Below are 25,822 nucleotides of genomic sequence, written 5' to 3'. Positions count from 1 at the left end.
CCAGATCAGTCCATGCTGTCGCGGCTGAACAGATAAATTGCGCAGCCGAGCCCCAGAAGCACCAAAAAGAAGCTGAAAATGCCGATGTAGGGCAAGGAAAGGTCCGCACCGGCCATTTCCGCGTGAATGCGGCCAGTGGCAAACTGCATGATTCCCACCCCGCCGATGCCATAGAGATTGAGCAGCGTCACCCCCCGCCCGGCCAAGTGCGGCGGCACAAAGGCACGGCCATGCGCCATGATCACCGGGAAGGACGCGCCGAAGAAACCCACCGCGGCCATCATCGCAACCGGCATCCAGACCGGCGCGCCGGTGGCCAGGATCAGCCCGCCCAGGGCCGCGCACCCCAGCAGGTTGCCGCCCAGGATCAGCCATTTGCGGGTGCCCAGCACCCGGTCCAGCGGCCCGTAGGCAAAGGTGCCCGCAATCATCGCCGCCCCCATCACCAGGGTCGCCAGACCGACGGCCTGGGTGCTGAGCCCGTAAACATCGCTCAGGTACGGCCCGATCCACAGCCCCCTGAGCGCGCCGGACGGCGCATAGGCCACCAGCATCAATGGAAAGATTGCCCACATCACCGGCATCTTCAGCAGGTCCAGCACCGATCCCTTGTGTTCCCCTTCCGGCTTGTCCGGATCGCTCACGGTCAGGAAAATCCCCGCCGCTACCGCAACCGACACCGCCGCCAGCCCGGCCAGCGTGCCGCGCCAGCCGAACAGATCCACCGCCAGCGCCGTCGGGTAGGAGGCCACCAGATTGCCCGCGGACCCGACCCCCAGCATTACCGCCGCCAGCGTTGCGAACCGTGCGGGCGAATACTGGCGTGCAAAGATGTAGTAGGACGCCATCAGCACCGGCGAACAGCCGATGCCGATCAGGAACATCGCCGCGCCCACGTGCCATGGAACAGTGGCCGCCGCAAACAGCGCCGCACCGCCGCCGCCGCCCAAGAGCAGCAGCAGCGACGCCGTCTTGCGGGGCCCTACGTGGTCCAGCGCCCAGCCCACCGGCAGCTGCATGGCGGCAAAGGACAGAAACCAAAGGCTGGAGGCAAAGGCCAGATCATCCGGTGCCGCGCCGATATCCTGCCCCAGCACCCCGGAAAGAACCGCCAGAAAGGCGCGGAAGAACTGGCTCAGCACATATGCCAGGCACAATAAGATCAACCCTGCCTGCATGTTCTGCCCCCTGCATTATTGTTACTAGCGCACAGCTTGCATGTTTGGCGCCGCCGCACAATTTGTTTAGAAGGAGACGGCAGGCCGCGGGAGCGCGTCAGGGAGCTGAAAGACATGACACCGGATTCGTTCTACGCCAGCCTCCCCAGGGTCCGCGAATTCAGTAATCTCTCCGACCCGTCGGTCTTTGCACCGCTGCCCGGCGGCTGGCTGCTCTGCTGCACCGATATCGTGAATTCCACCGGGCTGGTGAAGGCGGGCCGCTACAAGACCGTGAACATGGTCGGCGCCGCAGTGATCGCCGCCATGCGCAACGCGCTCGGGGGCGAGGCCTTTCCCTATGTCTTCGGCGGTGACGGCGCCTCCTTTGCGGTACCGCCCCGCCATCAGGCGACGGCACAGCGCGTGCTGGGTGCCTTGCGCAGCTGGACGGAGGATGAATACGGCATCTCCCTGCGCGCCGCCGTTCTGCCGGTCTCTGCAATCCGGGCCGAGGGGCTGGAGGTGCAGGTTGCCCGCTACGCGGTGTCGGACCACGCTGATTTCGCCATGTTCAACGGCGGCGGCCTGGCCTGGGCGGAGGCGCAGATGAAGGCCGGCGCCTTTGCGGTTGCCCCTGACCCGCAGGCAGACCCGCCTGACCTCGCAGGCCTTTCCTGCCGCTGGAGCAACACGCCCGCCCGCCACGGCATCATCCTTTCGGTGGTCGCCCAGCCTGCCCCCGGCGCCAGTCCGCAGGATTTTGCCCGCTTCGCCGCCGAAGTGCTGGATCTGGCGGCAGAGCTTGAGGACAACGGTCACCCGGTTCCCGAAACCGGCCCCAAGCTGCAATTTCCGCCCGCCGGGCTGACGCTTGAGGCAAAGGCTTCGCACGGGCGGATGCCGGTCCTTCTGCGGCAGTTGCATCTGTTTATTCACAGCGCTCTGGCCGGGCTGATCTTTCTGACCCGGCGCCCTGTGGGCGGCTTCGACCCTGTGCACTACCTGTCAATGCTGCGGGCGCATTCGGATTTCCGCAAATTCGATGACGGGCTCAAGATGACGCTGGACTGCACGCCCGAAATCCGCAACCGCATCCGACAGCATCTGCAACAGGCGGCCGGTGCGGGCCTTGTTCATTTCGGCCTGCACGAACAGGACGCCGCCATGGTCACCTGCATTGTGCCTTCGCCGGTGGAGGAGGATCACATCCACTTTGTCGACGGCGCCGCGGGGGGCTATACGCAAGCAGCCGCCAATCTGGCGGCTGCATTCGGGATCCGCAAAGAAACGGCCTGATCTCAGACCGGCGCGAAGGTGCCCGCCTTGGGGTCATAGCATTCCAGACCGCCCTCACCGATGTCGGTCCACAGCCCGTGCAGGCTCAGTTCGCCTGCCTTCACCGCCGAGTCGATGAACGGGAAAGTCATCAGGTTCTCCAGCGAGGCGACAACCGCCTGGCGCTCGAACTGGCGCGCCTGCTCAACCGGGTCCTCGATATCCTCAACACCGCTGAACTTGGGTTTCAGGATGTCCATCCAGCGCCCGACAAAGCTGGTCTTTTCCTCCAGTTGCGGCGCATGGCCCTTGCACATATCGATGCAGCCCTGCACGCCGCCGCACTGCGAATGGCCCAGCACGATCAGATGCGAGACCTTCAGCGCAGTGACCGCATATTCCACCGCCGCCGAGGTGCCGTGGTGGTCGCCGTCAGGCGCAAAAGGTGGCACCAGGTTGGCGATATTGCGGTGAATGAAAAACTCACCCTGGTCAGCGCCGAAGATCGACGTCACATGCACCCGGCTGTCGCAGCAGGAAATCACCATCGCCCGCGGGCGCTGGCCCTCGGTCGCCAGGCGGCGGTACCAGCCCTGATTTTCCTCGTATGACGTGGCCTTCCAGCCGTGATATCGGGTTACCAAATAGCTCGGGAGAGGCTTGGCAAAATCCATTGTCGAATCCTCGGTTCATTTCGCGTTGCCGGCCGTATTAGCCTGCATTGTCTCAAAATTCGAGGGATTTGATCTGCCCGCGGAAACCTTTTGAAAACTTATGGAACCCAAATTGGCAGATGTGCCGTGGGGGCATGAAGAATTGGGTGAATGTGGTGGCCAATATACTGACAGTGATGCACTCCGAGACTGTGCGCTTGGATCCTGACAAACTTTCCGAACTTTACGAACAGCTCGGCGAAGCCGGCGCTGAAGACGTCGTATGCCGCGCGATTGAAGAAATGGCAGTCCGCCTGACGCATTGCGAGCGTCTGTGGCGGCAGAACGATATGATGAACCTGCGCAAGAGCGCCCGGTCGCTGATTGCCATGGCCGAACAGATCGGCATGACCGCACTGGCCCGCATCGCCAGCGACGTGACAGTGGCAATTGATGCTGAGGACGCGCCGGCCGTCGCCGCCATCCTGTTCCGGCTGATGCGGGTGGGTGAACGCTCGCTGACGGCGGTCTGGGACCAGCAGGACATGTCGATCTGACATTTGTGCAGCCCGCAGGGCTTGCAGGCCGCGCCGCGGCGGCTACTCTGGCGCATCAGAAGTGATTGCAACCGGAGTTTTTCGATGCCGCCAGTCTTTGCCGCACCCGGCCCTGACGCCTGCCCTGTGCATGTTATTGCAAGCGATGCCCTCGACAGCTGGCTCTCTGGCCAGCCGCAGCGCGTTAAGGCCTGGGCATCGGCGCAGGGCTTCACCGGCGCCTGCGGCCAGGCGCTGACGGTGCCGGATGCCGAAGGCCGGATTGAAATGGCCCTGGCGGGCTACGGCAGCGCCGCCCAGCGCGCGCGCCGCCGCTTTGTGCTGGCCGAAGCGGCGCAGAAATTGCCCGCAGGCACCTACCGTATCGCCTCTGGCCTGCCGGCAGAGGACGGCGCCAGCGAAGCCCTCGGCTGGCTGCTGACCGCCTACCGCTTCGGGCGCTACAAGGACGCCAAAGGCGAAACCGCCGCCCTGCAGGCGCCCGAAGCCCTGGATGCCGCCGCCGTGGAATCGCTGGCCGCTGCCGAATGCCTGACCCGCGACCTGATCAACACCCCAGCTTCCGACATGGGCCCGGCAGAGCTGCAAACCGCGGCCGAATCCCTTGCGCAGGAGTTCGGCGCCAAAACCTCCGTTATCCTGGGCGAGGATCTGCTGGAACAGAACTTCCCGCTGATCCACACCGTCGGCCGCGCCTCGGACCGCGCACCGCGGCTGATCGATCTGCGCTGGGGCAGCACCGGCCCCAAGCTGACCCTGGTGGGCAAAGGCGTCTGTTTCGACACCGGTGGGCTGAACTTGAAGCCCGGAAACAGCATGGCGCTGATGAAAAAGGACATGGGCGGCGCTGCCAACGTGCTGGGCCTTGCCCGCATGATCATGGATGCCGGACTGAACCTGCAGCTCAGGGTGCTGATTCCCGCGGTGGAAAATGCCGTCTCCGGCTCCGCCTTCCGTCCCGGTGATGTGCTGATGTCGCGCAAGGGGCTGACGGTTGAAAACAACAACACCGACGCCGAGGGCCGGCTGGTGCTGGCCGACGCGCTGGCCTTGGCGGCAGAGGACGCGCCGGACCTGCTGGTCTCCATGGCCACTCTCACCGGCGCGGCGCGCGTTGCCGTCGGCCCGGACCTGTCGCCTTTCTATACCGGTCACGAGGGCGACGCCGCAGCGCTTGCCGTCAGCGCAGCGCGCACCGCCGACCCGGTCTGGCGGATGCCCTTCCACGAGCCTTACGAGAGCATGATCGAACCCGGCATCGCCGATCTGGACAATGCGCCTTCGGGCGGGTTCGCAGGCTCGATCACCGCCGCCCTGTTCCTGCGCCGCTTCGCCGGCGATACCCGCTACATGCATTTCGACATCTACGGCTGGACCCCCAACGCGTCCCCCGCCCGGCCCAAGGGCGGCGCCCTGCAAGGCGCCCGCGCGCTGTTTGCCGCGCTGCCAGAGATGCTGGAGCTCTGATCTTATGGCTGACCCCCGCCGCTTGCCCATGAATGACCGCATCGCTGCCGCGCACCTGCAGGACGCGCCCGGCGGGCTGGAACGGGTGGAGGACACCGCTGCCCGCATCGGCGTCCCTGTCGCGGACCTCTTGCGCGCGCCTGACGGCGCCCGCGACCGCCAGCTGGTCTACGGCGAGCCGGTCACGGTCTATGACCACCGCGACGGCTGGGCGTTTTTGCAGGCCGCCAAGGATTCCTATGTGGGCTATGTCCCCAGTGCCGCCCTGGCCGCGCCGTTCGAGGCCACGCATTGGGTCAGCGCCCCCGCCACCCATGCCTATTCCGCAGATGATTTCAAATCACCGGAGACCCTTGCGCTCAGCCACGGCAGCCGGGTGCAGGTCCTTGGCGGTGAAGGCCGGTTCGCGGACACCAACCTCGGCTATATCCCGGCCCGCCATCTGTCACCATTGGGAGCCCATGCCGACGATCCGGCGGAGGTGGCAGAGCTGTTCCTCGGCACCCCCTACCTTTGGGGCGGCAACAGCCGCTTTGGCATTGACTGCTCCGGCCTTGTGCAGGCGGCCCTGCTGTCCTGCGGCACAGCTTGTCCCGGCGACAGCGATATGCAGGAGGCAGAGCTGGGCAACCCCGCCCCCGCCGGAGACTACCAGCGCGGCGATCTTCTGTTTTGGAAGGGCCATGTTGCACTGGTGCGGGACGCAGAAACCCTGATCCACGCCAACGCCCACGATATGGCAGTTGCCATTGAGCCCATCGCCGCGGCAATCGAACGGATCGCAGCCCAGGGCGATGGCCCGGTCACCGCACACAAACGGCTGGCGTAGACCCCGGCGCCTGCCACAGGCGGCAAAAATCTTACAAAGATTTTTGGCCGGAATTTTGTGAAAATTCCGGTCCCGCTCCGCCGCAGGCCCTGCGGCTACTCCACGGAGCGGATCAGCTTACGCTCCAGCACCCTCAGCACGGTCTTAAGATCCGCCCCGCGCTTCAGGATATGCCCATCCATGCCGACGACCGAATACTGCCCCTGCCGCTGCCGCAGCTTGGGGCGCTTCTCGATCCGGTAAAGCGGATGCTCTGCCGTGCGCCGGAAAACGGAGAAAACTGCCAGGTCACGCAAGGAGGAAATCCCGTAATCACGCCATTCTCCCGCCGCGACCATGCGGCCGTACAACGTCATGATGACCGACAGTTCCCGGCGGTCAAAGGCGACTTGCTGAGGTATGGGAGATCCGGGAAAAGGCTGCACCTGATCAAAGCTCATAGATAACAGGTTGCGTCATTTCCCCGGCAAATCAAGGTTTATCCCCTTCGAATTTTCGTGTGGTGCAGGATACGCACAGGTGCAAATGCCCTGTTCCGCCCGGCTTTCCCGCCGCTCAGGCTGCCGCCAGCTCCCCGCACTGCACCCCCAGGATCTGCTCCAGCGCCACCCGCCCGGGGGCGGTCAGCAGCAGCCCGCGCTTGTGCCGGTGCCGCTTGACCCAGCCGCTGCCCAGGGCGTGATCCAGGATCTGCCGTCCCATCGGCCCGGCCACATGCAGCTTGCGCTCGGTCCAGTCCAGACAGGGCCGGGCAAAGGGCTGGCGGCCCGGCCGCTCCGGCAAAACCACCCCCAGTTTCAGCCATTCCCCGGCAGGCTCCGCGCGAAACGCGCCCTGCTCTTCCACCAGCATGCCGCGGTCCAGGAAGGCGCGGGTCATCGCGACCGCCAGCGGGCCTGCCAGGTGGTCGTAACAGCTGCGCAGCTGTGCCAGTCCGCCGGCTTTGCGCTGCTGGGCCCGGTGCAGGCTGTCCGCAGGCGCAATCGCCGCCAGCTGCTCCAGCGCGTGCGCCACCTCTGCCCCGGCCAGCCGGTGATAGACGCAGCGGCCGCGTTTTTCCGCCACCACCAAGCCTGCGTCCTGCAGCAGGCGCAAATGCGCCGAGGCGGTTTGCGGCGTCACCCCAGCAGCAGCCGCCAGCTCCTTGTTGGTATAGGCGCGGCCCTCCATCAGCTCGCACAGCATCTGCGTGCGGCTGGCGTCGCTGATGGCCTGGCCAAGAATGTCGAAACGCGGTGTGATCATATCCCTACTCTATGCGGTTTGCGCAGGGACACCCAAGCAAAACCCTTCGCCCCGCGCCGAACTGTCCGCGCGCCCGGTCACGCAAACGAGCCGTGGCAGAACCAGCCCGGCGACAGCGCCCCGCCATGGGCAAAGAACAGCCACAGCCGCGTGCCGCAATCCGTCACCACCACCCAGTAATCGCGCACCCCGCTGCGCCATTCCGGGTCTTCCAGCCACCACTCCGGCGCGATCCGCTCCGGCCCCTCCGCTTCTGCCAGTGCCCAGTCACGGCCGCGCCAGCGGAACTGCTCCGGCACCTGCGGCACATCCGGCGCGTGGACCAGCTCCGGCCGCCACAACAGCAACGGCCGCGGGCGCGGCGGCCGCGGCCAGTCGCCGGCGGCAGGCTCTGACCAGGCCGCCGCCTGCACGGTGAAGGTTTTCTCCGGGATATGGCTCTCCGCCGGGTGATAGCGGGTGATGGCCTCCATCCCCAGCCGCGCGCCCAGCCGGCCGATCAGATCCTCCAGCGCGGTGCCATCCTCCTGCCGCGCCCGCGCCGCGGCACTTGCCTGCAGATGGCCCGCCGGGGTGCGGGCGTGAATGGCTTCGGCCTGCAGGACCTCCAGCCGCAGCATGTCGATGCCGTAGCCCGCATCGATCTGCTCCAGCTTCATCTCCAAGAGCGGCCGGATGCGGGCCGGATCGCGGCTGGCACGGGCCAGGCCCAGTGTCACCGCCTCCATCTCCTGATCGCAGCGGTGCGCCTCCAGCCGCAGCACGCGGGCGCCCTTGCCGCGCGCCTCCAGCCGGGCACAGAGCCGCGGCAGCATCCGGTCAACGCCCGCCAGCAGATCCTCCATCAGCCCGATCGGCTCCGGCAGGGTCAGCCGCACCGCAAAATGGTCCGGGCTGCGCGCGGGCGAAACCGGCTCCGGCGCGCTGCCCATCGCCTGGTCCAGCCGCAGCACCAGCCCCTGCCCGAACCGGCGCGCCAGGCTGGCCCGCGGCTGGCCCAGCAGGTCGCCGATCCGTCTGAGCCCCAGCCGGTTCAGCTGCGCCACCGTGGCGCTGTCCAGACGCAAGGCCGCCACCGGCAGGGGGGCGAGCGCGCCATAGGCCTGGCCGGTTTCGGCAATCCGCCCCAGCTGCGGCACCACCGCCTGCAGCTGCGGCGCCGCGCCGCCCCGGGTCCAGTGGCGCCGCTTGACGCTCTGGCGCTTCTGCGCCCGCGCACGGGTCGCGCGCGCCTCCTGGTCGATGGCATCGCCTGACCGCTCCGGCGCCGCCTCCTCGCCTGCATAGCGCGCCAGCGCCCAGGCCGCGCCCAGGGTGTCCGCCAGCCCCATCCGCACGCTCAGGCCCATTTCCGCACAGTCCTGCCCCGCCGTCTCCATCAGCGCCGCCTCGCTGCCGAACAGATGCGCGCAACCGGTAAGGTCGATGGTCAGCCCGTCCTCCCCGGCCTCCGCCACCCAGGGGCTGAACTTGCCCGCCCAGCGCCTCAGCGCCGCCAGAAACGCCGCCTCCGCCGCCCGGTTGCGCGGCCGCACCACCAGGCCCGCGCACATCGCATGGGCATCGCGCAACGGCTGGCCGGCCTGCAGCCCCTCTGCCGAGGCGGCAAGGTTTAACGCGGAAATAACCTGGGTGTTGGACACTTCCTCGGCAACGGCCAGCGGCCCGGCAATGCCGCCGCGCTCCGCCCGCAGAATGCGTTCGGCGCCAAGGCGCGGAAACCACAGCGACAGAATGCGGCGATGGGGCATGGGCAGATCACGCAGCAGGGGCCGGCAGACGGCAGGTTACAGGAGTTTCAGTGCAGATGTTCCCATTTTGTTCTAATCATTCGATTCGGTCAATCCGGTCCGGAGCCGCAGCATGACCCTGCGCCTATTGAAACCGCTTGCCTGCCTTGCGCTCCTCGCCGCCCTTGCCACCGGGCCTTCTGCCCCGGTCACTGCCGGTGACGGCGCCAGCAAGCATGTGACCCGACGCATCACCCTGATGACCACGCAAAAGGCCGCAATGGATGTGCTCACTGCCATGATGGCCGGGCGCGCCGTCTTCGATCAGGGCAAGGCGCGCATCGCCCGGCGGCAGCTGATCAAATCCACCAGCAGCATCCGCAAGCAGTTCCGCAAACACAGGATGGACCCGCGCAGCCACGCCCGGCCGCAGATCTGGACATCCTGGGATGATTTCGAAGCCCGGGCCAAATCAGCCGAAATTGCGGCCAGAGCCCTCAGCGCCCGCTCCCTGCCCGCCCTGCGCCGCACTCTGCCCGGGCTGATGCAGGGCTGCCTCAGCTGCCACGAGACCTACCGCAGGACCCCCAACAGCTTCACCACGCACTAACCGGGAAAGACCGGCTCAGGCCCCGAACCGCGCCATGAAAGTGTCAATCGCGCCGCTGATCACCCGCTCGCGCTCAGCCTCAGAGAATTCAGTGTCGATCTTGAACAGGAACCGCAGGAACACATCGGCCTTGCACAGCTCGATGAACTGCGCCGCGGCCAGATCGGCATCCGCGATCTTCAGCTCGCCGCGCGCCGCCGCGGCCTCGATATAATCGCGGATCTCGCCATGCAGCACCATCGGGCCGCTTTCATAAAACATCGGCCCCAGCTCCGGGAACCGGTCGGCCTCTGCCACGAAGATGCGGAACAGCTGCAGGCTGAAGCCACCCAGCAGCACTCCGTGCACCCGCTCCGCCGCCGCCCGCAGCACATCCCGCGGCCCGCAGCTGCCCGGTGTCAGCTCCAGCGATGCATCCGCCTGCTGCACGCAGGCAGAGCGCACCACTTCCATGAACAAGACCCGCTTGTCGGGAAAATAGCTGTAGAGCGTCGCCTTGGAGACCCCCGCCGCCTTGGCGATCTTGTCGACGCTGGCGCCCTCGAACCCGTCCGCCAGGAACACCTCGCGCGCGCCGTCCAGGACCTGATCGAATTTCCGGCCGGTGCGCAGGACGCTGGCTTGCTGGTTCATGCGGGCTCCGTTGGCTGCGTAGGGGTCTGCGCCTAATGTAGCCTGCGCCGCTCCATTGCAACAGCAGAACCCGCACCGCCTTGCGCTCCCTCGCGGAACCGTTATGTTTAGAATTATTCTAAATTGAGGGGCGGCAGATGCGTTTTTTCACCCAGCGCAAGCACTTTGTGGAGCTATCAGAACAGGAAATTCTCGCCCTTGCGATCTCCTCGGAAGAGGACGATGCGCGCATCTACCGCGGTTACGGCGAACGGCTGCGCGGTGAATACCCCGCCTCTGCCGCGATGTTCGACGGCATGGCGGCAGAGGAGGACGGTCACCGCGCCCAGCTCATTGCCCTGCACGAGGCGCGGTTCGGCCCGGCGATCCCGCTGATCCGGCGCGAGCACGTGGCGGGCTACTATGCCCGCCGTCCGGTCTGGCTGATGGAGAACCTGAGCCTCGACCGCATCCGCGATGAGGCCAGCGCGATGGAGCGCGACGCAGAGCATTTCTACACCGCCGCCGCCGCCCGCACCCAGGACGCCGCGACGCGCAAACTGCTGGGCGACCTCGCCGCTGCCGAGGCGGGCCACCAGACCCGCGCCGGGGAGTTGCAGGAGGCGCATCTGGACGACGGCACCCGCGCAGACGAGGACCGCGCCGCCCACCGCCAGTTCGTGCTGACCTGGGTGCAGCCGGGGCTGGCCGGGCTGATGGACGGCTCTGTCTCCACCCTGGCGCCGATCTTCGCCACCGCCTTTGCCACCCAGGACACCTGGACCACTTTTCTGGTCGGCATGGCGGCCTCGGTCGGGGCCGGCATCTCGATGGGCTTCACCGAAGCGGCCTCGGATGATGGCGAACTTTCCGGCCGCGGCTCACCGATCAAACGCGGCCTCGCATCCGGCATCATGACAACAGTCGGCGGCCTCGGCCACGCCCTGCCCTATCTGATCCCGGAATTCTGGACCGCAACCACGCTGGCACTGCTGATCGTCTTTGTTGAGCTCTGGGCCATCGCCTGGATCCAGAACAAGTTCATGGAAACCCCGTTCTGGCGCGCCACAATGCAGGTGGTTCTGGGCGGCGCGCTGGTGCTGGGTGCAGGTATGCTGATCGGCAGCGGCTGAGTTCCGCAGCGCAGGCTCTCCCGCCCGCTCCGGAACAGCCAAAGGCTGCCCTCCCGGTTGGGCCCGGCAGCGCTGGCGCGCTGCGGGTGCACGTCATGGAACCGGAATTCTCAGCAGAATCCTCTCCCTGCCCTGTGCGCAGCACAGGGCCACGCCCAACTGTGAAGGGCAGTCCCTGGACTGCCCATGAACAGGCGGGAGCAGCCCCCTGCCCGTTCAAAACCTGCCAAAAAAACAGCCTTTGCCAATTGGTCAGCTCTTGTTACCAATCCCCATGGCCGAGATCTTCTTCCGCACCCTGCCCTTCTTCGCAATCATCGGCCTTGGCTACTGGGCCGGGCGCAGCCGGTTTTTCACCGAGGAAGCCACCGCCTACCTCACCCGCTTCGTCTTCTACTTCCCGCTGTCGGCGATGATCTTCGGCTTTGCCGCCAACCTGTCCTTTGCCGAGGTCTTCGACCCAACGCTGATCTTTGGCTACCTGGCCGGCACGCTGGCGGTCTATTTACTGGTGACAGCCGTCGCCATGGCCCGCGGCCTGGACGTGCCCACCGCAGCGGTGGAAGCGCAATGCGCGGCGATCGGCAATGTGGGTTTCCTGGGCCTGCCAATGATGGCGATCCTTTTCGGTCCGGCCTCGGTGGCGCCGATGATGGTGGTGCTCAGCGTTGATCTGGTGGTGTTCTCCTCGCTGATCGTCATTCTGATCAACGCAGGCCGCGGCCAGGGCCAAGGATCGAACCTGGGGCCGGCAACCCTGAAACTGGTCGGTCTGGGCCTCCTGAAAAACCCTATGATCCTGTCCATTGTCGCAGGCCTCGCCTGGTCGGCTTCCACCCTGCCGATTCCGGGCCCGGCAAATGATTTCCTCACCATCCTCGGCGGCGCCGCCACGCCGGGCGCGCTGTTTGCCATCGGCGCCTCGCTGGCCTCCAAGTCGGCGGAGCGGGTGCATATCTCCGGCTGGCTCAGCTTTGCCAAACTGGTGCTGCACCCGGTCTGCGTTGCCGTCGCCGTGCTGTGGCTGATCCCGGCGGCGCCGTTCTCTGCCGCCGTTGCCATCGCTGCTGCATCGCTGCCGGTGGCGGGCAATGTCTACATGCTGGCGCAGCACTACGGCGTGGCCCCGCACCGGGCCTCCGCCGCAATCTTCATCTCCACCGTGGTGTCAATCGTCACCGTGCCGGCCGTGATCGCCTGGGTCTCCTGACCCTCCGGATCAGAGCCGGATCACATAATCCTTGCGGGTGGTCTCAATCACCTCCCAGGTGCCGCTGAAGCCGGGCCGCAGGATGAAACTGTCGCCCGCTGCCAGCGCATACTCACTGCCGTCGTCGCTGGTGATCACCGAGCGCCCCTGCAGGATCCGGCAGTATTCCCACTCGTCATAGGAAATCCGCCACTTGCCCGGCGTCGACTGCCAGATGCCGCAGTAAAGCCCGTCCCGCTCCTCTGCGTTCCAGGTGGTGAAGACCGGATCCCCTGCCAGCACCTTCTCCGCCGCCGGGCGTTCCACCTCCGCGTCCGCGTCCGCGGCCTCCGGTGTCAGTCTCAGAAAATCGCTCATGGCCCTGTGCCTCCCTCTTGCCTTGGCTGCGGACTGTCCCGGGTTTCGCACTGGCTGTCCAGCACTCCCTTGCGCAAATGCGGCACCCGCCCGGCGGCCAAAGCCCCGGATGTTTGCGAATTCGCAATCCTTGTGCCGCAAAAACCGGCATAGCTGCCGCCCATCCGCTGGACCCTGAGGCCATCAGCAGGTAGCGGTAGGGCTAACAGATTTTGAGGAGCCTCACCCATGGAAACCGTTTCCGAGAACCGCGCCTTTGGCGGCACCCAGGGCGTCTACAAACACGCCAGCACCGCCACCGGCGGCGACATGACCTTTGGCCTGTTCCTGCCGGAGGAAGCCAAGGACGGCCCGGTGCCGGTGCTGTGGTACCTCTCGGGCCTCACCTGCACCCATGAAAACGCGATGACCAAAGCGGGTGCCCAGGCGTGGTGCGCCGAACAGGGCATCGCCATCGTCTTCCCCGACACCAGCCCCCGCGGCGAAGGCGTGGCGGATGATGACGCCTATGACCTGGGCCAGGGCGCAGGCTTCTACGTGAACGCCACGCAAAACCCCTGGGCGCCGCATTTCCGCATGTGGGACTATGTCGCCGAGGAACTGCCCGCGCTCTTGGGCGAGAAATTCGCCATCGACCTGGACCGCCAGGCGATCACCGGCCATTCCATGGGCGGCCACGGCGCGCTGACGCTGGCGATGAACCTGCCGGGCCGCTACAAGTCGGTTTCCGCCTTTGCGCCGATCTCCAACCCGACCGCATCGGACTGGGGCCGCAAGCAGCTGAGCGCCTATCTGGGCGACGATGAAGCCGCCTGGGCCAAGCATGACGCCACCCTGATGATGCGCGAAAAGGGCTTCGACGGCCCGGTCCTGATCGACACCGGCACCGCCGACCAGTTCATCGACCTCCTGAAGCCCGAGGCGCTGGCCCATGCGGTGGCCGAGCGCCGCCAGCAGGCCACCCTGCGGATGCAGCCGGGCTATGACCACAGCTATTTCTTCGTGTCGACCTTCATGGAGGAGCATGTCTCCTTCCACGCCGACGCGCTGTACCAGAACTAAGACCAAAGGACGCGGCCATGAGTGAAGACTTTGATTATGACCTGATCATCATCGGCTCCGGCCCCTCGGGCCGCGCCGCCGCCATCCAGGCGGGCAAACTGCACCGCCGGGTGCTGGTGATCGACCGCAAGGACCGGCTGGGCGGCGTGTCGGTGCACACCGGCACCATCCCGTCAAAGACCCTGCGCGAAACCGTGCTGAACCTCTCCGGCTGGCGCGAGCGCTCGTTCTACGGCCGCTCCTACCGGGTGAAGGACCAGATCGAGGCCAACGACCTGAAGGCACGCCTGCACATGACCCTCGATTACGAGGTCGACGTGCTGGAGCACCAGTTCAACCGCAACCATGTGGACACCCTGCTGGGGCTGGCGAAATTCATCGGCTCGAATGAGGTCGAGGTCGCCACCGAAGCAGGCGAGACCACCCGGCTGACGGCAGAGAAATTCCTGATCTCCACCGGCACCAAGACCTACCGCCCGGAATATGTGCCCTTCAACGGCAGGACCGTTGTGGACGGCGACGAGTTCCTGGAGATGGCCGAGATCCCGCGCTCCCTCACCGTGATCGGCGCCGGTGTGATCGGGGTGGAATACGCCACTATGTTCTCCGCCCTGGACGTGCGCGTCACCCTGATCGAGCCGCGCGAGACCTTCCTCGACTTCATCGACAAGACCCTGATCCAGGACTTCACCCACCAGATCCGCGAAAACGGCGTAGACCTGCGGCTCGGCTCCGCGGTCGAAAGCATCGAGGACGCAGGCGAGCATGTCGAAGTCACCCTCGAAAACGGCCGCCATGTGCGTTCTGAAATGCTGCTGTTTGCGGCCGGCCGGATGGGCGCCACCTCCGCCCTGAACCTCGAGGCCGTCGGCCTCCAGACCGACCACCGCGGCCGCCTCAGCGTGGACCGCAAGACCTACCAGACCGCGGTGCCGCATATCTATGCCGCCGGCGATGTGATCGGCCACCCGTCGCTCGCCTCCACCTCGCTGCAGCAGGGCCGCGTTGCCGCCTGCCACGCGCTGGAAACCCCGACCCTGCCGGAAAGCCCCTGGTACCCCTATGGCATCTACTCGGTACCGGAAATGTCCACCTGCGGCATGTCCGAGGAAGAGCTGAAAGAGCGCGGTATTCCCTATGAGGTCGGCGTCGCCCGCTTCCGCGAAACCTCCCGCGGCCACATCATGGGGCTGGAGCACGGCATGCTGAAAATGCTGTTCTCGCTGAAAACCCGCCGGGTGCTGGGCGTGCAGATCGTCGGCGAAGGCGCGACGGAACTGATCCACATTGCCCAGGCGGTGCTGAACCTCAAGGGCACGGTGGACTACTTCGTGCAGAACACCTTCAACTACCCGACCCTGGCCGAGGCCTACAAGATCGCCGGTCTCGACGCCTTCAACCGGATGCCGATCCCGGAAGAGTTCAAGGTGAAGAAACCCGCCCGCAAGGCCAAGGCCAAACCCGAGACCAAGGCAGAGAAAGCCCCTTCCCCAGAGAAGAAGGCGGCAGAGTGACCGCGCTTTACATCGACGCCGACGCCTGCCCTGTGAAGCAGGAGGCCGAGCGGGTCGCCACCCGCCACGGGTTGCGCATGTTCGTGGTCTCCAATGGCGGGCTGCGGCCCTCGCAGAACCCGCTGGTGGAAACCGTGATCGTGGCCGAGGGCGCCGATGTGGCCGACATGTGGATCGCAGAGCGCTGCGGGCCGGGCGATGTGGTGGTGACGGGCGACATCCCGCTCGCTGCAAAATGCATCGAGGCCGGCGCCCGCGTCCTGCGCCACAACGGCGAGCGGTTTACGGAAGGAAACATCGGCCAGCAGCTGGCGATGCGCGACCTGATGGCCGACCTGCGCGCCGCCAACCCGCTGGGCATGCAGGGCGGCGGCAAGGGCTTCACCAAGGCCGACCGCTCCCGCTTCCTGGATGCGCTGGAGCGCGAACTGCGCGCGGCCAAGGCAGGCCGCTAAGCCATCGCAGCCTTCAGCGGCGCCAGATCGCCCTCCAGAACAGGCCGCAGGAAGGTCCGGTCATAGCGCCGGACAATGCCGTTCTCCCGGGCGAACTGGAACGCCGCCAGGCAATCCGCATCCTCAAAGCTCTTGGCGCGATACTCCTCATAGGCCGCCAGAGACGGGAAGGAAAACAGCGCCACCGCCAGATCATTGGCGCTTTCATGCGGCAGGAAATAGCCGTGATGGGTGCCCCCGAACCGCTCCACCAGCGGGATCCAGGCCTTGGAGTAGATTTCAAAGGCCTCAACCTTGTCCGGGTGAATTTCATAAGTGATGTAACAGGTGATCATGGCCGCCTCATGTGCTGGTTCGCGGCCAAACCTAGGGCCACGCGCCCGCCTTGCCCAATGACATTGCGTGATCCCCCAGTTCGCAAACGCAAATGTGCACCCCCACAGGCCTGCGCCCGGGTCAAGGCGCCGCCCCACACTCGATCAGGCGCGTTCAGGGGAAGGCCTGCACCTGAACCGCTTCTCAGCAGGAAATCCATCCCCTCCCCAATCACCTAACCCCAGCGTTCCGCGGCCCAAAATTCCGGCCCGGAATTTTGCCCGGAAAAATTGCATTTTTCCGCCCCGGCCCATTGCCCGGTCAGATCAAATCCGCCACTGATCAAGGGCAGGAGACGGGAGGGCAACGGCATGAGCGCAGAGATGAAGGTCAGCGTCCCCGGCCTGTTTGCCGCCGCCGGTGCTGGCATCGCTTTCTCCATCATCGACATGATCTTCAAGTTCCTGTCGGGCGACTATCCGCTCTATGAAATGGTGCTGTTCCGCTCTGTAATCGCCGTCGCCGTAATGCTCGCCATCATCATGCCGCTGGAGGGCGGCTATCACCTCTTGCGCACCCACCAGCCGAAACTGCACCTGTTGCGCTGCCTGGTGGTGTTCTTTGCCAACATCTGCTTCTTCACCGGCCTCACCCTGCTGCCGCTGGCCGAGGCGGTGGCCATCGCCTTTGCCACGCCCCTCATCGTCACCACCCTGTCAGCCCTGTTTCTGGGCGAGCGCCCCGGCCCCTGGCGCTGGGGCGCGGTGGTGGCCGGGTTCCTGGGCGTGCTGATCATCATGCGCCCGGGCGCGGACACCTTCCAGCCTGCCGCGATCCTGCCGCTCCTTGGCGCCTGCGGCTATGCCACCCTGCATGTGCTGACCCGCCGCGCAGGCGGGTCCGAGGCCGGGGCGACGCTCGCCTTCTACCCGATGCTGGGCTTTCTGCTTCTCAGCGCGCTGGCCGGGCTGATCTTTGGCGACGGGCGTTTTGCCACCGGCGACAGCCCCGCCTTCGATTTCATCCTGCGCGCCTGGATCTGGCCCGCGCCACAGGACTGGCCCTATCTGATCGGCGTCGGCATCGCAGGCTCCGCCGGCGGCTATCTGGTCAGCCAGGCCTACCGCATGAACGAGGCGGCGCTTGCGGCACCCTTTGAATACATCGCGATGCCGATGTCGGTCCTCTGGGGCGTGCTGATCTTCAACGAATGGCCCGACCTGCAGGTCTGGTCCGGCAGCGCCCTGATCATTGCCTCCGGCCTGGTCTCCGTCTGGCGCGAGACCCGCCGTAACCGCCCCGCCCCGCGGCCCCGCCCGCGCGCAGAAGGCTGAACGCGATGCCTATTGACGCCGTCGTCTTCGACATTGGCCGTGTGCTGATCGAGTGGGAGCCGGAACGCTTTTACGACAGCCGCATCGGCGCCGCCCGCCGCCAGCAGCTGTTCGACCAGGTGCCGTTGCACGAGATGAACCTGAACGTCGACCGCGGCCACCCCTTCCGCGGCAGCGTCTACGCCCTGGCGGACCAGCACCCGGAGTGGACTGAGGAAATCCGCTGGTGGCACGATTCCTGGCTGCAGATGGTCCCTCGAGAGATCCCCCATTCCGTCCGCCTGATGCAGGCACTGCAGGCCAAGGGCACGCCGGTTTTCGCCCTCAGCAACTTCGGCGCGGAAACCTTCGAAACCGCCTGCGCCGCTTACCCGTTCCTGTGCAGCTTTGACCGCACATTTGTCTCTGCGCATCTGAAATGCATCAAGCCGGACCCGGAAATCTATGCCATTCTCGAACGCGAAACCGGGGTGGCGCCGGACCGGCTGCTGTTCACCGACGACCGCCCGGAAAACATCGCCGCCGCCGATGCGCGCGGCTGGCAGACCCATCTGTTCACCGCCCCCGCGCCTTTCGCGGCGCGGCTGGTGCAGGCGGGCCTGCTATCCGGACAAGACGCCGCCTGAGACGGCCCGCAACAGGAGGACAAGGCGCCCATGACCTTCCCGATCATAGGCTTTGACGAGGGCGAGGCACTGCTCGGCTGGAAAAGCTTCACACAGGCGCTGGCCGCCAGCCACGATCTGCCCGAGGCAGAGATCGGCGACACCTTCCTCTACCGCGGATCCGACACGCTGCTCAGCCGATCCGCCTGGATCGACGGCATGGGGCTGGCAGTGAAAACCGCCAATGTCTTCCCCGGCAATCCGGAGGCCGACAAGCCGATGATCAACGGCTCGGTGTGCCTCTATTCCGACGCCGACGGCACGCTGGAGGCGCTGGTGGATTTCCACCTGGTGACCAAGTGGAAAACCGCGGGCGACAGCCTGCTGGGCGCGCTGCGGCTGGCCGACCCGGACGCCCGCGAAGTGCTGATCGTCGGCGCCGGCACCGTTGGCGGCTCCTTGATCGAGGCCTTCTCCGCCGGTTTCCCGCAGGCGCAGATCCGGGTCTGGAACCGCACCGCGTCCAAGGCGCAGGAACTCTGTGCCCAGTACCCCGGCACCAAGCACGCCCCCGATCTGGAACCGGCGGTGCGTGCCGCTGGCATCATCGTCACCTGCACCATGTCCTCGGATCCGGTGATCAAGGGCGAATGGCTCCGCGCCGGCCAGCACCTCAACCTGATCGGCGCCTACCGCCCCGACATGCGCGAAGCCGACGACGTTGCCCTGAAGCGCGCGCAGATCTACTGCGACAGCTTCGGCACCACGCTGGACCACATCGGCGAATTCAAGATCCCGCTGGCCGAAGGCACCATCCAGCGCAGCGATGTGCTGGCGGATTTCTACAGCCTCAGCCGGTTCCCCGCCTATGACCCCGGGCAAATCACCTTGTTCAAGAACGGCGGCGGCGCCCATCTCGACCTGATGACCAGCCACCACATCCTGCAAAAGTGGAAGGCCCGCACATGATCTGGCTGCTGCTCCTTGCCGTCCTTGCCATCGCCCTGGCCCCCTTCCTGCGCGAGCACCTGCGTAAGCCGATGACTGCCCAGGCCCGGCAGACCGCCCCCGGCGCGCTGGCGCAGCTGCCCGGCGGCTGCACCCACTACCGCTGGACCGGCCCGCATCGCGGTCCCGTCGCAGTTTGCGTGCACGGGCTTACCACGCCGTCCTTTGCCTGGAACGGCATCGCCAAGGGACTGGGCGCCATGGGCTATCGGGTGCTGACCTACGACCTCTACGGGCGCGGCTACTCTGACCGGCCCTCCGGCCTGCAGGACCGCGCCTTCTTCCTCAGCCAGCTGGAGGAGCTGCTGGAGGATCAGGAGGCCGGCGATGATATTACCCTGATCGGCTATTCCATGGGCGGCGCCATCGCCACCGCCTTTGCCGCGGCCCATCCCGAACGCCTGCGCGAGCTGATCCTGCTGGCACCTGCCGGTTTCGGGCGCAGCCCGGACCGAGTGACGCAGATCATCCGCCATGTTCCGCTGATCGGGGACTGGCTGATCCACGCGATCTACCCGTCCCTGCATCTCCGCGGCACCGAGGCTGAGCGCAATCTCCCTTCCTCGGTGCCCGGCATCGTCGACCTGCAGCAGCAGGAATTGCGGTACCGCGGCTTCATCCCTGCCGTGCTCGCCTCGCTGCGCGGCATCCTGAACGAGGATTTCACCGCGGAACTGCGCGGCCTGCACCAGAAAGGCGTGCCCGCACTGGCGATCTGGGGGCAGGACGACGCGGTGATCCCGCAGACCGCCGCCGGCCGCCTGGCCGAGCGCGCCCGCTCTGTCCGCCAGGAGGAGGTCCCCGGCGCCGGCCACGGCCTGCCCTATACCCACACCGAGGACGTGCTGGAGATCATCGCGGCAAACCACCGCCGCGGGTTGCTCTGACAGCTGTGGCAGGGCGCGGCGACAGCGCCTTTCAGGTCGATACGACCTGCAACGCACAGCCCGCCTCCCGGCGGGCCAGCCGCGTTACGCCGCCGCCGGGACTGCCGTCTGCGCCAGCGGCCGCTCCTTCACCGGCAGGTGCACAATTGCGCTGAACGCCCCGACGCCGACCCCGATCCACCAGACCAGGGTGTAGTCGCCATAGGCATCATACATCCGCCCGCCCAGCCAAACGCCCAGGAAGCTGCCCAGCTGGTGGCTGAAGAACACGATGCCATAGAGCGTCCCCATATAACGCAGGCCGTAGATATGCGCGACCAGCCCAGAGGTCAGCGGCACCGTCGCCAGCCACAGCGACCCCATCGCAACGGAGAAGATGATGACGCTCAGCGGCGTGATCGGGAACAGGATGAAGGCCGCAGCCGCAATGGTCCGCCCGGTATAGATCGCCGCCAGCAGGTATTTCTTGGAATAGCGCTTGCCCAGATAGCCCGCCAGCAGCGTGCCGCCCACATTGGCCGCGCCGATCAGCGAAATCGCCGCCGCGCCCAGCGCCGAGGTGGTGGTGATGCCAATGGAATGCAGCGCCCCGCCCGGCAGGATCGGCCCGCACATCTCAGTGACAAAGGCCGGGAAATGCGCGGTGACAAAGGCCAGCTGATAGCCGCAGCTGAAGAAGCCGAGAAAGATCAGGGTGTAAGACGGATCCTTGAACGCCTTCTTCAGGATCGCGCCCATGCTCTCTTCCAGTTCCATCTTGCTGGCCGCCTCCGGCGCGCGCATCAGCGGCAGCAGCGCAACCAGCGCCAGCACCACGCCGGCAAACAGCAGGAAAATCGTCTGCCAGGGCAGGAAACCCAGCAGCCACTCCGCCGTCGGCGCGCCGAAGATCTGCCCGGCAGACCCCGCAGCGGTCACAATCGCCAGCGACATGGACCGGTTCTCGTCGGAACTGGCCCGCCCGACCACCGCCAGCACCACGCCGAACCCGGTGCCCGCAATGCCAAATCCCACCAGCCATTCATAGGATTGCATCTCAAACGGCGTCGTTGACCAGGCGCTCAGCACCAGACCAGCGGCATAAACGATGGCACCCATGATGATCGCCTTGCGATCGCCGATCTTCTCGGCAATGGCGCCGAAGATTGGCTGCCCGATACCCCAGGCCAGGTTCTGGATGGCAATCGCCAAGGAGAACTCCGAGCGCAGCCAGCCGAACTCCTCGGCGATCGGGATCTGAAAGACCCCAAAGGAGGCGCGCACCGCAAAACTCACCATGATGATGATGCAGCCGACGATCAGAACGGGGGTAAACAGTGGCGCGGAACGGTCCATCGGCTTTCTCCTGATAAGCCGGTGAACTGTCAGGGAAATCTGCCAAACGGTCAAATCAGGAATTTTGAGCGCATCATTAAGAATATTTGATGTGAGGCGCCGCGAACGGCCTGCACGATACCACGAAGCCTAGGTCTGCCTCACGCGCATAGCCTCGATTTTCTGCGCCAGCTCCTCGGCTGAGACCGCCAGCTCCTCGCGGCTGATCCGCCGGGAGGCCTCAAACCCCAAAGCAGTCAGATCAGCCTGATAGCGGCGCGCCAAATGAGCTGCATCAGCCTCCCCGGGCAACTCCCCAAGCTGCTTTGCCAGCTCAAACGCTGCAGCCATTTCGGCAATCATCTGATCGATGTACTGCCCTGCAAGCTCCCCCAGCTTGGCGTCCTGCTCGGTTGCGCCAAGAAGCGTCTTGACCAGCATGCAGCTGCTGCGCTGCGGATCATCCAGCGGCAGCCGGGCAAAGCGGCGCAGATAGTCCGCCAGCCCCTGCAGCGGTGACGCCGCCGCCTTGAGCGTCGATACAAAATCCGCATGCTGTTTGCGGAAGTACCGCTCCAGCGTCAGGCCAAACAGCGTTTCCTTGTTGTTGAAAGCAGCATAGATGCTGCCCGGCTTCATGTTCAGCGCTGCTTCGATGTCTTTCAACGACGTCGCGTAATACCCTTTTCGCCAGAAAAGGGTCAGCGCCGCGTCCAATGCGGCATCACGGTCATATGGCTGCGCGCGTGGCATAGCCCGATGAATACGCCAGATTTCCCGTTTTGTCTTGCCGCTAATGAATGCCCTGAGCATCACATTTGAGTGATTGCTCAACTTCCCCCATTGAGCAATCACTCAAACTCGCCATATTGCCCGGACAAGACGCAACATTGCCAACCACAGGATCCACGATGACCAATTTCACAATGCACGACGAAACCACCGCCCCCGAAGCCAGCCGGGACCTTCTGGAAAATGCCAAGAAGGCCTATGGCGCCATTCCCGGCCTTTATGCCGTCATGGCCGAGGCCCCGGAACTTCTGAAATCCTACCATGCGGTTCATGCCCAATTCGTGGACTCAGGCTTTACCGCCGAGGAGCTCACCGTTGTCTGGCAGGCAATCAACGTTGAAAACGGCTGCGGCTACTGCGTGCCGGCCCACACTGCCTTCGCCAAAAGCATGAAAGTCGATGATGCCATCAGCAAAGCCCTGCGCGATCAGACCCCGCTGCCTACCGCACGTCTTGAGGCTCTGCGCGATTTTACCCTGACACTGGTGCGGGAGCGCGGCCATGTCTCTGAACAGGATATGCAGGCCTTTCTCGCGGCCGGCTTCAGCACCCGCAACATGCTGGGGGTCATTCTTGGCTATGCCCAGAAAGTGATGTCGAACTACACCAATCACCTGGCCCACACTCCGGTGGACAAGATGTTCCAGCCCTTTGCATGGCAACCCGCCCAGGCCGCCGAATAACCGGCGCGGCGGTTCGGGCTTTCTGCCAGCGCCGCCAATCGCCGAAGCAATGCGAAAACTCCTGGCCGGGCCTCTGCTGCCCGGCCTTATTCATCGCCTTGGCTGTCCGTCCTCAACGCCTCGCCTGATCACGCATCGCCTGCCAAAGCGAGGCAAGCATCATCACCCCGTTCCACTATGTGCCGCTGTATTCGGCGCCCGCGGGCCTGCGTTACTGACGCAGCGCGGATGACTTGCCAGTGACCAACGGCATTTCCTCCCGCTGGCTGCTTTACACGCCCGGCATCAAGGACCCCTTTGAGTTCACCGAAGGGGAGATGTTCTTCTGCGCAGGCAAAATGTCCGACATCCCGGATATCACCGGCGGCGCGCCGGAACTGTTCCTGTGGCGCCGCAACCCGGCCTACCGGAACCAGAACCGTGCCGGCCGCAGCGGGGCCTGCTGCATCGTCCGCAAGGGCGCGCACAAGGACCGCATCCCCGAGACGGAAAACGCCATTCCGGTTGACGGCCTTCCGCATGAGGAGATCGCGGAGATCTTCAACCGCTGCGACACTTTCTATTCCTATGACGAGGCCACCTTCTATTCCCAGTATGCCGCCATCTGCGGCTGCCAGAGCGTGGTGATCCCCGGGGTCTACGCCAGCCGCGCGGAATGGACCCGAAACCACGAACTGGGGCGCTACGGCATTGCCTATGGCACCAGCGCAGCTGAGCTGGAGCACGCAGCAGCCACCCGCCATTTGGTCAACGGGCTGCTGCAGGAGCAGGAAGACCGCGGGCTGAAGACGGTCGAAAATTTCATCGCCTTGACGCAGGACAGGTTCCGCTGACCCGCCGGGCTGCCGCTCCCAATCCTGTGCTTCCCATCCCCCGCGCCCCGCGCTATCCCTGTCCCCATGACCCATCTGACCACGCTGTACCGGCAGAAGATCGACGCAGGCGAATTGAAGCCTGATCCGGCCCAGGAGGCCGTGCTTCCCCATTTCGACCGCATTGCCGCAGGGCTGATGGCACCGCCGGTGAAGCGCGGCTTCTTCCGCAAGGCGGAATTTGAACCGGTGCAGGGCCTCTACCTCTGGGGCGGGGTCGGGCGCGGCAAGTCGATGCTGATGGACCTCTTTGTAGACAGCCTGGACGGCATCCCCTCGCGCCGGGTGCATTTCCACGCCTTCATGCAGGAAATCCACACCAGGATGCATCAGGCCCGCCAGGACGGCGTCGAGGACGCGCTGGCCCCGGCGGCGGCCGAGGTGGCGGAGTCGGTGCGGCTCTTGGCCTTTGACGAGATGCAGATCACCGACATCACCGATGCGATGATCGTGGGCCGCCTGTTCGAGGCGCTCTTTGCCGCAGGTGTCACCGTGATCACCACTTCCAACCGGGTGCCGGATGATCTCTACAAAAACGGCCTCAACCGCCAGCTGTTCCTGCCCTTCATCGGCCTGATCAAGGAGCATATGGCGGTGCATGAAATGGTCAGCAAAACCGACTACCGCCAGCACCGGCTGACCGGCGCGCAGGTCTATTTCGCCCCCGTGGACGGCGAGGCCCGCGCGCAGATCCGCGCGATCTGGCAGGATCTGTCGGGCGGCGGCGCGGCGCAACCGCTGACGCTGGAGGTGAAGGGCCGCGAGGTCACCCTGCCCGCCTTCCGCAACGGGGTGGCGCGCGCCACTTTCTATGACCTGTGCGGCAAGATGCTGGGGCCGGGCGACTACCTCGCCATCGCCGAAGAGGTGAAGGTGCTGGTGCTGGAGGACATCCCCCGCCTCAGCCGCAACAACTTCAACGAGGCCAAGCGCTTCGTCACCCTGATCGACGCTTTGTACGAGGCCAGGGTGCGGCTGATCTGCTCCGCCGCGGCGCAGCCCGAAATGCTCTATGTCGAGGGCGAGGGCACGTTTGAATTCGAACGCACCGCCTCGCGCCTGCGCGAAATGCAGGACAAGGACTGGGGCAGCGAAACGCCATGATTGTCCGTGATACGCCCAGCCGGTGGGAGACCTTCCTGATCCTGAACGGATCGGTGGTGCCGCGCATCCTGCCCGACATTGCAGCCACCGCGCTTTGGGCGCTGCTCTTGCTGCTGCTGGACCGCTATGTCATCGCGATGCCGCAGATTTCCATCGGCGCCATGGGCGTCTTCGGCCTGTCGCTGTCGCTGTTCCTCAGCTTCCGCAACAATGCCGCCTATGAACGCTGGTGGGAGGCGCGCAAGATCTGGGGGCGCATGGTCTCTGACGTGCGCAGCCTGGCGCAGGAACTCAGGATCTTTGCGGGCCACGGCCCGGACGAGGACTTCATCCTGACCCGCATCCTTGCCTTTCACCACCTGCACCGCGCCCAGCTGCGCGGCGATGAGGTGCGGGAGACGGTGGAGCACTGGGTCGGGGCAGAGGCGGCAGAGGCGCTGATGCAAACAGAAAACAGCCCCAACGCCGCCTTGCGCGACATCGCTGCCCGGCTGCGAGAAATGGCAGAGGACGGCCGCATCGACGGCTTCGGCCAGCGCGCCCTGGCTGAACGGCTGGCCGCCTTCCCCGCAGCCCAGGCCGGGAACGAGCGGCTGCTGACCACCCCCCTGCCCTTCGTCTATTCCCTGCTGGTCTGGCGCACGACCTACCTCTACTGCCTGCTCCTGCCCTTTGCCCTGCTGGAAAGCGCCGGCTGGTTCGAACCGCTGGTGGCGGCAGTGGCAGCCTATGTCTTCTTCGGCCTCGCCCGGGTAACCCATGAGCTGGAACACCCGTTCCGCAAACAGGCCAACTCGGTGCCGCTCAGCGCCCTGTGCCGGGTGATGGAAATCTCTGTCTGCAACGCGCTGGGACGCGAGGTGCCGCCCCGGCTGGAGCCGGTGAACCACGTTCTGGACTAGCGGCTGAACGGGTCAGGGGGCGCTGCCCCCTCGGCCTTTGGCCTCACCCCCGGGATATTTCCGGCCAGATGAACAGGAGAGGCGCCGCGTCAGCGGCGCCCGGCCCAACGGGGTGAGACCGGCAGGTCGAAGCCGGG

Annotated in this window: 28 protein-coding genes; 18 read left to right on the top strand and 10 right to left on the bottom strand. The window is 65.6% G+C overall.

The genetic code is table 11. From position 1 onward, the window contains the following. Positions 1-5: 5 nt before the first annotated feature. Positions 6-1,178 (bottom strand): MFS transporter, encoded by a 1,173-nt coding sequence (locus tag N6L27_RS18820; RefSeq protein ID WP_271908907.1) that lies wholly within the window; start codon positions 1,176-1,178, stop codon positions 6-8. 114 nt (positions 1,179-1,292) lie between these two features. Here N6L27_RS18820 and N6L27_RS18815 point away from each other — a divergent pair, with 114 nt between their 5' ends. Further along, positions 1,293-2,456 carry a DUF3095 domain-containing protein gene (locus tag N6L27_RS18815; protein ID WP_271908906.1) on the top strand — a complete coding sequence of 388 codons (1,164 nt, stop codon included), beginning with the start codon at positions 1,293-1,295 and terminating at the stop codon, positions 2,454-2,456. Positions 2,457-2,458: 2 nt separating this feature from the next. Here N6L27_RS18815 and N6L27_RS18810 read toward each other — a convergent pair whose 3' ends face one another. Further along, positions 2,459-3,109 (bottom strand): carbonic anhydrase, encoded by a 651-nt coding sequence (locus N6L27_RS18810; RefSeq protein ID WP_271908905.1) that lies wholly within the window; start codon positions 3,107-3,109, stop codon positions 2,459-2,461. A gap of 176 nt (positions 3,110-3,285) precedes the next feature. On the opposite strand from N6L27_RS18810, the gene N6L27_RS18805 reads away from it, so the two are divergent. The 3 genes from N6L27_RS18805 (at position 3,286) to N6L27_RS18795 (ending at position 5,941) form a co-directional block, all read left to right on the top strand. Further along, the gene (locus N6L27_RS18805; RefSeq protein WP_271908958.1) at positions 3,286-3,645 is read left to right on the top strand and encodes a hypothetical protein; all 360 of its coding nucleotides are present in this window, start codon (positions 3,286-3,288) and stop codon (positions 3,643-3,645) included. A gap of 84 nt (positions 3,646-3,729) precedes the next feature. Next, positions 3,730-5,112 carry a leucyl aminopeptidase family protein gene (locus N6L27_RS18800; protein ID WP_271908903.1) on the top strand — a complete coding sequence of 461 codons (1,383 nt, stop codon included), beginning with the start codon at positions 3,730-3,732 and terminating at the stop codon, positions 5,110-5,112. 4 nt (positions 5,113-5,116) lie between these two features. Further along, the gene (locus N6L27_RS18795; RefSeq protein ID WP_271908902.1) at positions 5,117-5,941 is read left to right on the top strand and encodes a C40 family peptidase; all 825 of its coding nucleotides are present in this window, start codon (positions 5,117-5,119) and stop codon (positions 5,939-5,941) included. A 95-nt stretch (positions 5,942-6,036) separates the two neighbouring features. On the opposite strand, the gene N6L27_RS18790 is transcribed toward N6L27_RS18795, so the two are convergent. From N6L27_RS18790 to N6L27_RS18780, 3 genes are all read right to left on the bottom strand, one after another. Beyond that, the gene (locus tag N6L27_RS18790; RefSeq protein WP_039185371.1) at positions 6,037-6,381 is read right to left on the bottom strand and encodes a DUF2794 domain-containing protein; all 345 of its coding nucleotides are present in this window, start codon (positions 6,379-6,381) and stop codon (positions 6,037-6,039) included. A 115-nt stretch (positions 6,382-6,496) separates the two neighbouring features. After that, entirely contained in the window at positions 6,497-7,186 is a 690-nt protein-coding gene (locus N6L27_RS18785) for an ArsR/SmtB family transcription factor (RefSeq protein ID WP_271908901.1), read from the bottom strand. 77 nt (positions 7,187-7,263) lie between these two features. Further along, positions 7,264-8,937: a Y-family DNA polymerase gene (locus tag N6L27_RS18780; protein ID WP_271908900.1), complete on the bottom strand. Its 1,674-nt coding sequence runs from the start codon at positions 8,935-8,937 to the stop codon at positions 7,264-7,266. A gap of 112 nt (positions 8,938-9,049) precedes the next feature. Here N6L27_RS18780 and N6L27_RS18775 point away from each other — a divergent pair, with 112 nt between their 5' ends. Further along, positions 9,050-9,526 carry a c-type cytochrome gene (locus tag N6L27_RS18775; protein WP_271908899.1) on the top strand — a complete coding sequence of 159 codons (477 nt, stop codon included), beginning with the start codon at positions 9,050-9,052 and terminating at the stop codon, positions 9,524-9,526. Between the two features lie 15 nt (positions 9,527-9,541). On the opposite strand, the gene N6L27_RS18770 is transcribed toward N6L27_RS18775, so the two are convergent. After that, positions 9,542-10,159: a TetR/AcrR family transcriptional regulator gene (locus N6L27_RS18770; protein WP_271908898.1), complete on the bottom strand. Its 618-nt coding sequence runs from the start codon at positions 10,157-10,159 to the stop codon at positions 9,542-9,544. Positions 10,160-10,296: 137 nt separating this feature from the next. On the opposite strand from N6L27_RS18770, the gene mbfA reads away from it, so the two are divergent. Then, positions 10,297-11,271, top strand: coding sequence for an iron exporter MbfA (gene mbfA / locus N6L27_RS18765; RefSeq protein ID WP_271908897.1), 975 nt, complete (start codon positions 10,297-10,299; stop codon positions 11,269-11,271). 274 nt (positions 11,272-11,545) lie between these two features. After that, positions 11,546-12,481, top strand: coding sequence for an AEC family transporter (locus N6L27_RS18760; protein ID WP_271908896.1), 936 nt, complete (start codon positions 11,546-11,548; stop codon positions 12,479-12,481). Positions 12,482-12,490: 9 nt separating this feature from the next. Here N6L27_RS18760 and N6L27_RS18755 read toward each other — a convergent pair whose 3' ends face one another. After that, entirely contained in the window at positions 12,491-12,838 is a 348-nt protein-coding gene (locus N6L27_RS18755) for a cupin domain-containing protein (RefSeq protein WP_271908894.1), read from the bottom strand. Between the two features lie 228 nt (positions 12,839-13,066). Here N6L27_RS18755 and fghA point away from each other — a divergent pair, with 228 nt between their 5' ends. From fghA to N6L27_RS18740, 3 genes are read left to right on the top strand one after another with little or no spacing between them, the layout of a single operon-like run. After that, the gene (gene fghA, locus N6L27_RS18750) at positions 13,067-13,900 is read left to right on the top strand and encodes an S-formylglutathione hydrolase (RefSeq protein WP_271908892.1); all 834 of its coding nucleotides are present in this window, start codon (positions 13,067-13,069) and stop codon (positions 13,898-13,900) included. A 17-nt stretch (positions 13,901-13,917) separates the two neighbouring features. After that, positions 13,918-15,414, top strand: coding sequence for a Si-specific NAD(P)(+) transhydrogenase (sthA, locus tag N6L27_RS18745; protein WP_271908891.1), 1,497 nt, complete (start codon positions 13,918-13,920; stop codon positions 15,412-15,414). Continuing rightward, positions 15,411-15,869, top strand: a complete 459-nt coding sequence (locus N6L27_RS18740) for a YaiI/YqxD family protein (RefSeq protein WP_271908890.1) — start codon at positions 15,411-15,413, stop codon at positions 15,867-15,869. The genes sthA and N6L27_RS18740 overlap by 4 nt, the downstream gene beginning before the upstream one ends. Here N6L27_RS18740 and N6L27_RS18735 read toward each other — a convergent pair. Then, on the bottom strand, positions 15,866-16,204 hold the full coding sequence (locus N6L27_RS18735) for an NIPSNAP family protein (RefSeq protein ID WP_271908889.1): 339 nt from the start codon (positions 16,202-16,204) through the stop codon (positions 15,866-15,868). The genes N6L27_RS18740 and N6L27_RS18735 overlap by 4 nt on opposite strands. A 351-nt stretch (positions 16,205-16,555) precedes the next feature. Between N6L27_RS18735 and N6L27_RS18730 the strand changes: the two genes are divergently transcribed. Genes N6L27_RS18730 through N6L27_RS18715 form a run of 4 tightly spaced genes read left to right on the top strand, consistent with a single transcriptional unit; the run spans position 16,556 to position 20,018 of the window. Further along, positions 16,556-17,518 carry a DMT family transporter gene (locus tag N6L27_RS18730; RefSeq protein ID WP_271908888.1) on the top strand — a complete coding sequence of 321 codons (963 nt, stop codon included), beginning with the start codon at positions 16,556-16,558 and terminating at the stop codon, positions 17,516-17,518. A gap of 5 nt (positions 17,519-17,523) precedes the next feature. Next, on the top strand, positions 17,524-18,144 hold the full coding sequence (locus N6L27_RS18725; RefSeq protein ID WP_271908887.1) for an HAD family hydrolase: 621 nt from the start codon (positions 17,524-17,526) through the stop codon (positions 18,142-18,144). Positions 18,145-18,174: 30 nt separating this feature from the next. Next, positions 18,175-19,092, top strand: coding sequence for an ornithine cyclodeaminase family protein (locus N6L27_RS18720; RefSeq protein ID WP_271908886.1), 918 nt, complete (start codon positions 18,175-18,177; stop codon positions 19,090-19,092). Continuing rightward, a complete protein-coding gene (locus tag N6L27_RS18715; RefSeq protein ID WP_271908884.1) occupies positions 19,089-20,018 on the top strand; it encodes an alpha/beta fold hydrolase in 930 nt (309 codons plus the stop codon). The genes N6L27_RS18720 and N6L27_RS18715 overlap by 4 nt, the downstream gene beginning before the upstream one ends. Before the next feature lie 84 nt (positions 20,019-20,102). Here N6L27_RS18715 and N6L27_RS18710 read toward each other — a convergent pair whose 3' ends face one another. Both N6L27_RS18710 and N6L27_RS18705 read right to left on the bottom strand, forming a co-directional pair. Then, complete coding sequence (locus N6L27_RS18710; RefSeq protein WP_271908883.1) at positions 20,103-21,353, bottom strand: MFS transporter; 1,251 nt, start codon at positions 21,351-21,353, stop codon at positions 20,103-20,105. Between the two features lie 129 nt (positions 21,354-21,482). After that, positions 21,483-22,085: a TetR/AcrR family transcriptional regulator gene (locus N6L27_RS18705; RefSeq protein ID WP_271908881.1), complete on the bottom strand. Its 603-nt coding sequence runs from the start codon at positions 22,083-22,085 to the stop codon at positions 21,483-21,485. 158 nt (positions 22,086-22,243) lie between these two features. Between N6L27_RS18705 and N6L27_RS18700 the strand changes: the two genes are divergently transcribed. The 4 genes from N6L27_RS18700 (at position 22,244) to N6L27_RS18685 (ending at position 25,685) form a co-directional block, all read left to right on the top strand. Then, positions 22,244-22,807: a carboxymuconolactone decarboxylase family protein gene (locus tag N6L27_RS18700; RefSeq protein WP_271908880.1), complete on the top strand. Its 564-nt coding sequence runs from the start codon at positions 22,244-22,246 to the stop codon at positions 22,805-22,807. Between the two features lie 239 nt (positions 22,808-23,046). Further along, entirely contained in the window at positions 23,047-23,640 is a 594-nt protein-coding gene (locus N6L27_RS18695) for a hypothetical protein (protein ID WP_271908879.1), read from the top strand. A gap of 66 nt (positions 23,641-23,706) precedes the next feature. Next, positions 23,707-24,783: a cell division protein ZapE gene (gene zapE, locus N6L27_RS18690; protein WP_271908877.1), complete on the top strand. Its 1,077-nt coding sequence runs from the start codon at positions 23,707-23,709 to the stop codon at positions 24,781-24,783. Further along, the gene (locus N6L27_RS18685) at positions 24,780-25,685 is read left to right on the top strand and encodes a bestrophin family protein (RefSeq protein WP_271908875.1); all 906 of its coding nucleotides are present in this window, start codon (positions 24,780-24,782) and stop codon (positions 25,683-25,685) included. Before zapE ends, N6L27_RS18685 begins: the two co-directional genes overlap by 4 nt. The last annotated feature ends 137 nt before the right edge of the window (positions 25,686-25,822 follow it).

The sequence above is a fragment of the Leisingera sp. SS27 genome (genome assembly GCF_028368855.1).
In the GTDB taxonomy this organism is placed as follows: domain Bacteria; phylum Pseudomonadota; class Alphaproteobacteria; order Rhodobacterales; family Rhodobacteraceae; genus Leisingera.
The sequence above is the reverse complement of the archived record's forward strand: the minus strand, read 5'-3'. Positions and strand labels throughout refer to the sequence as shown.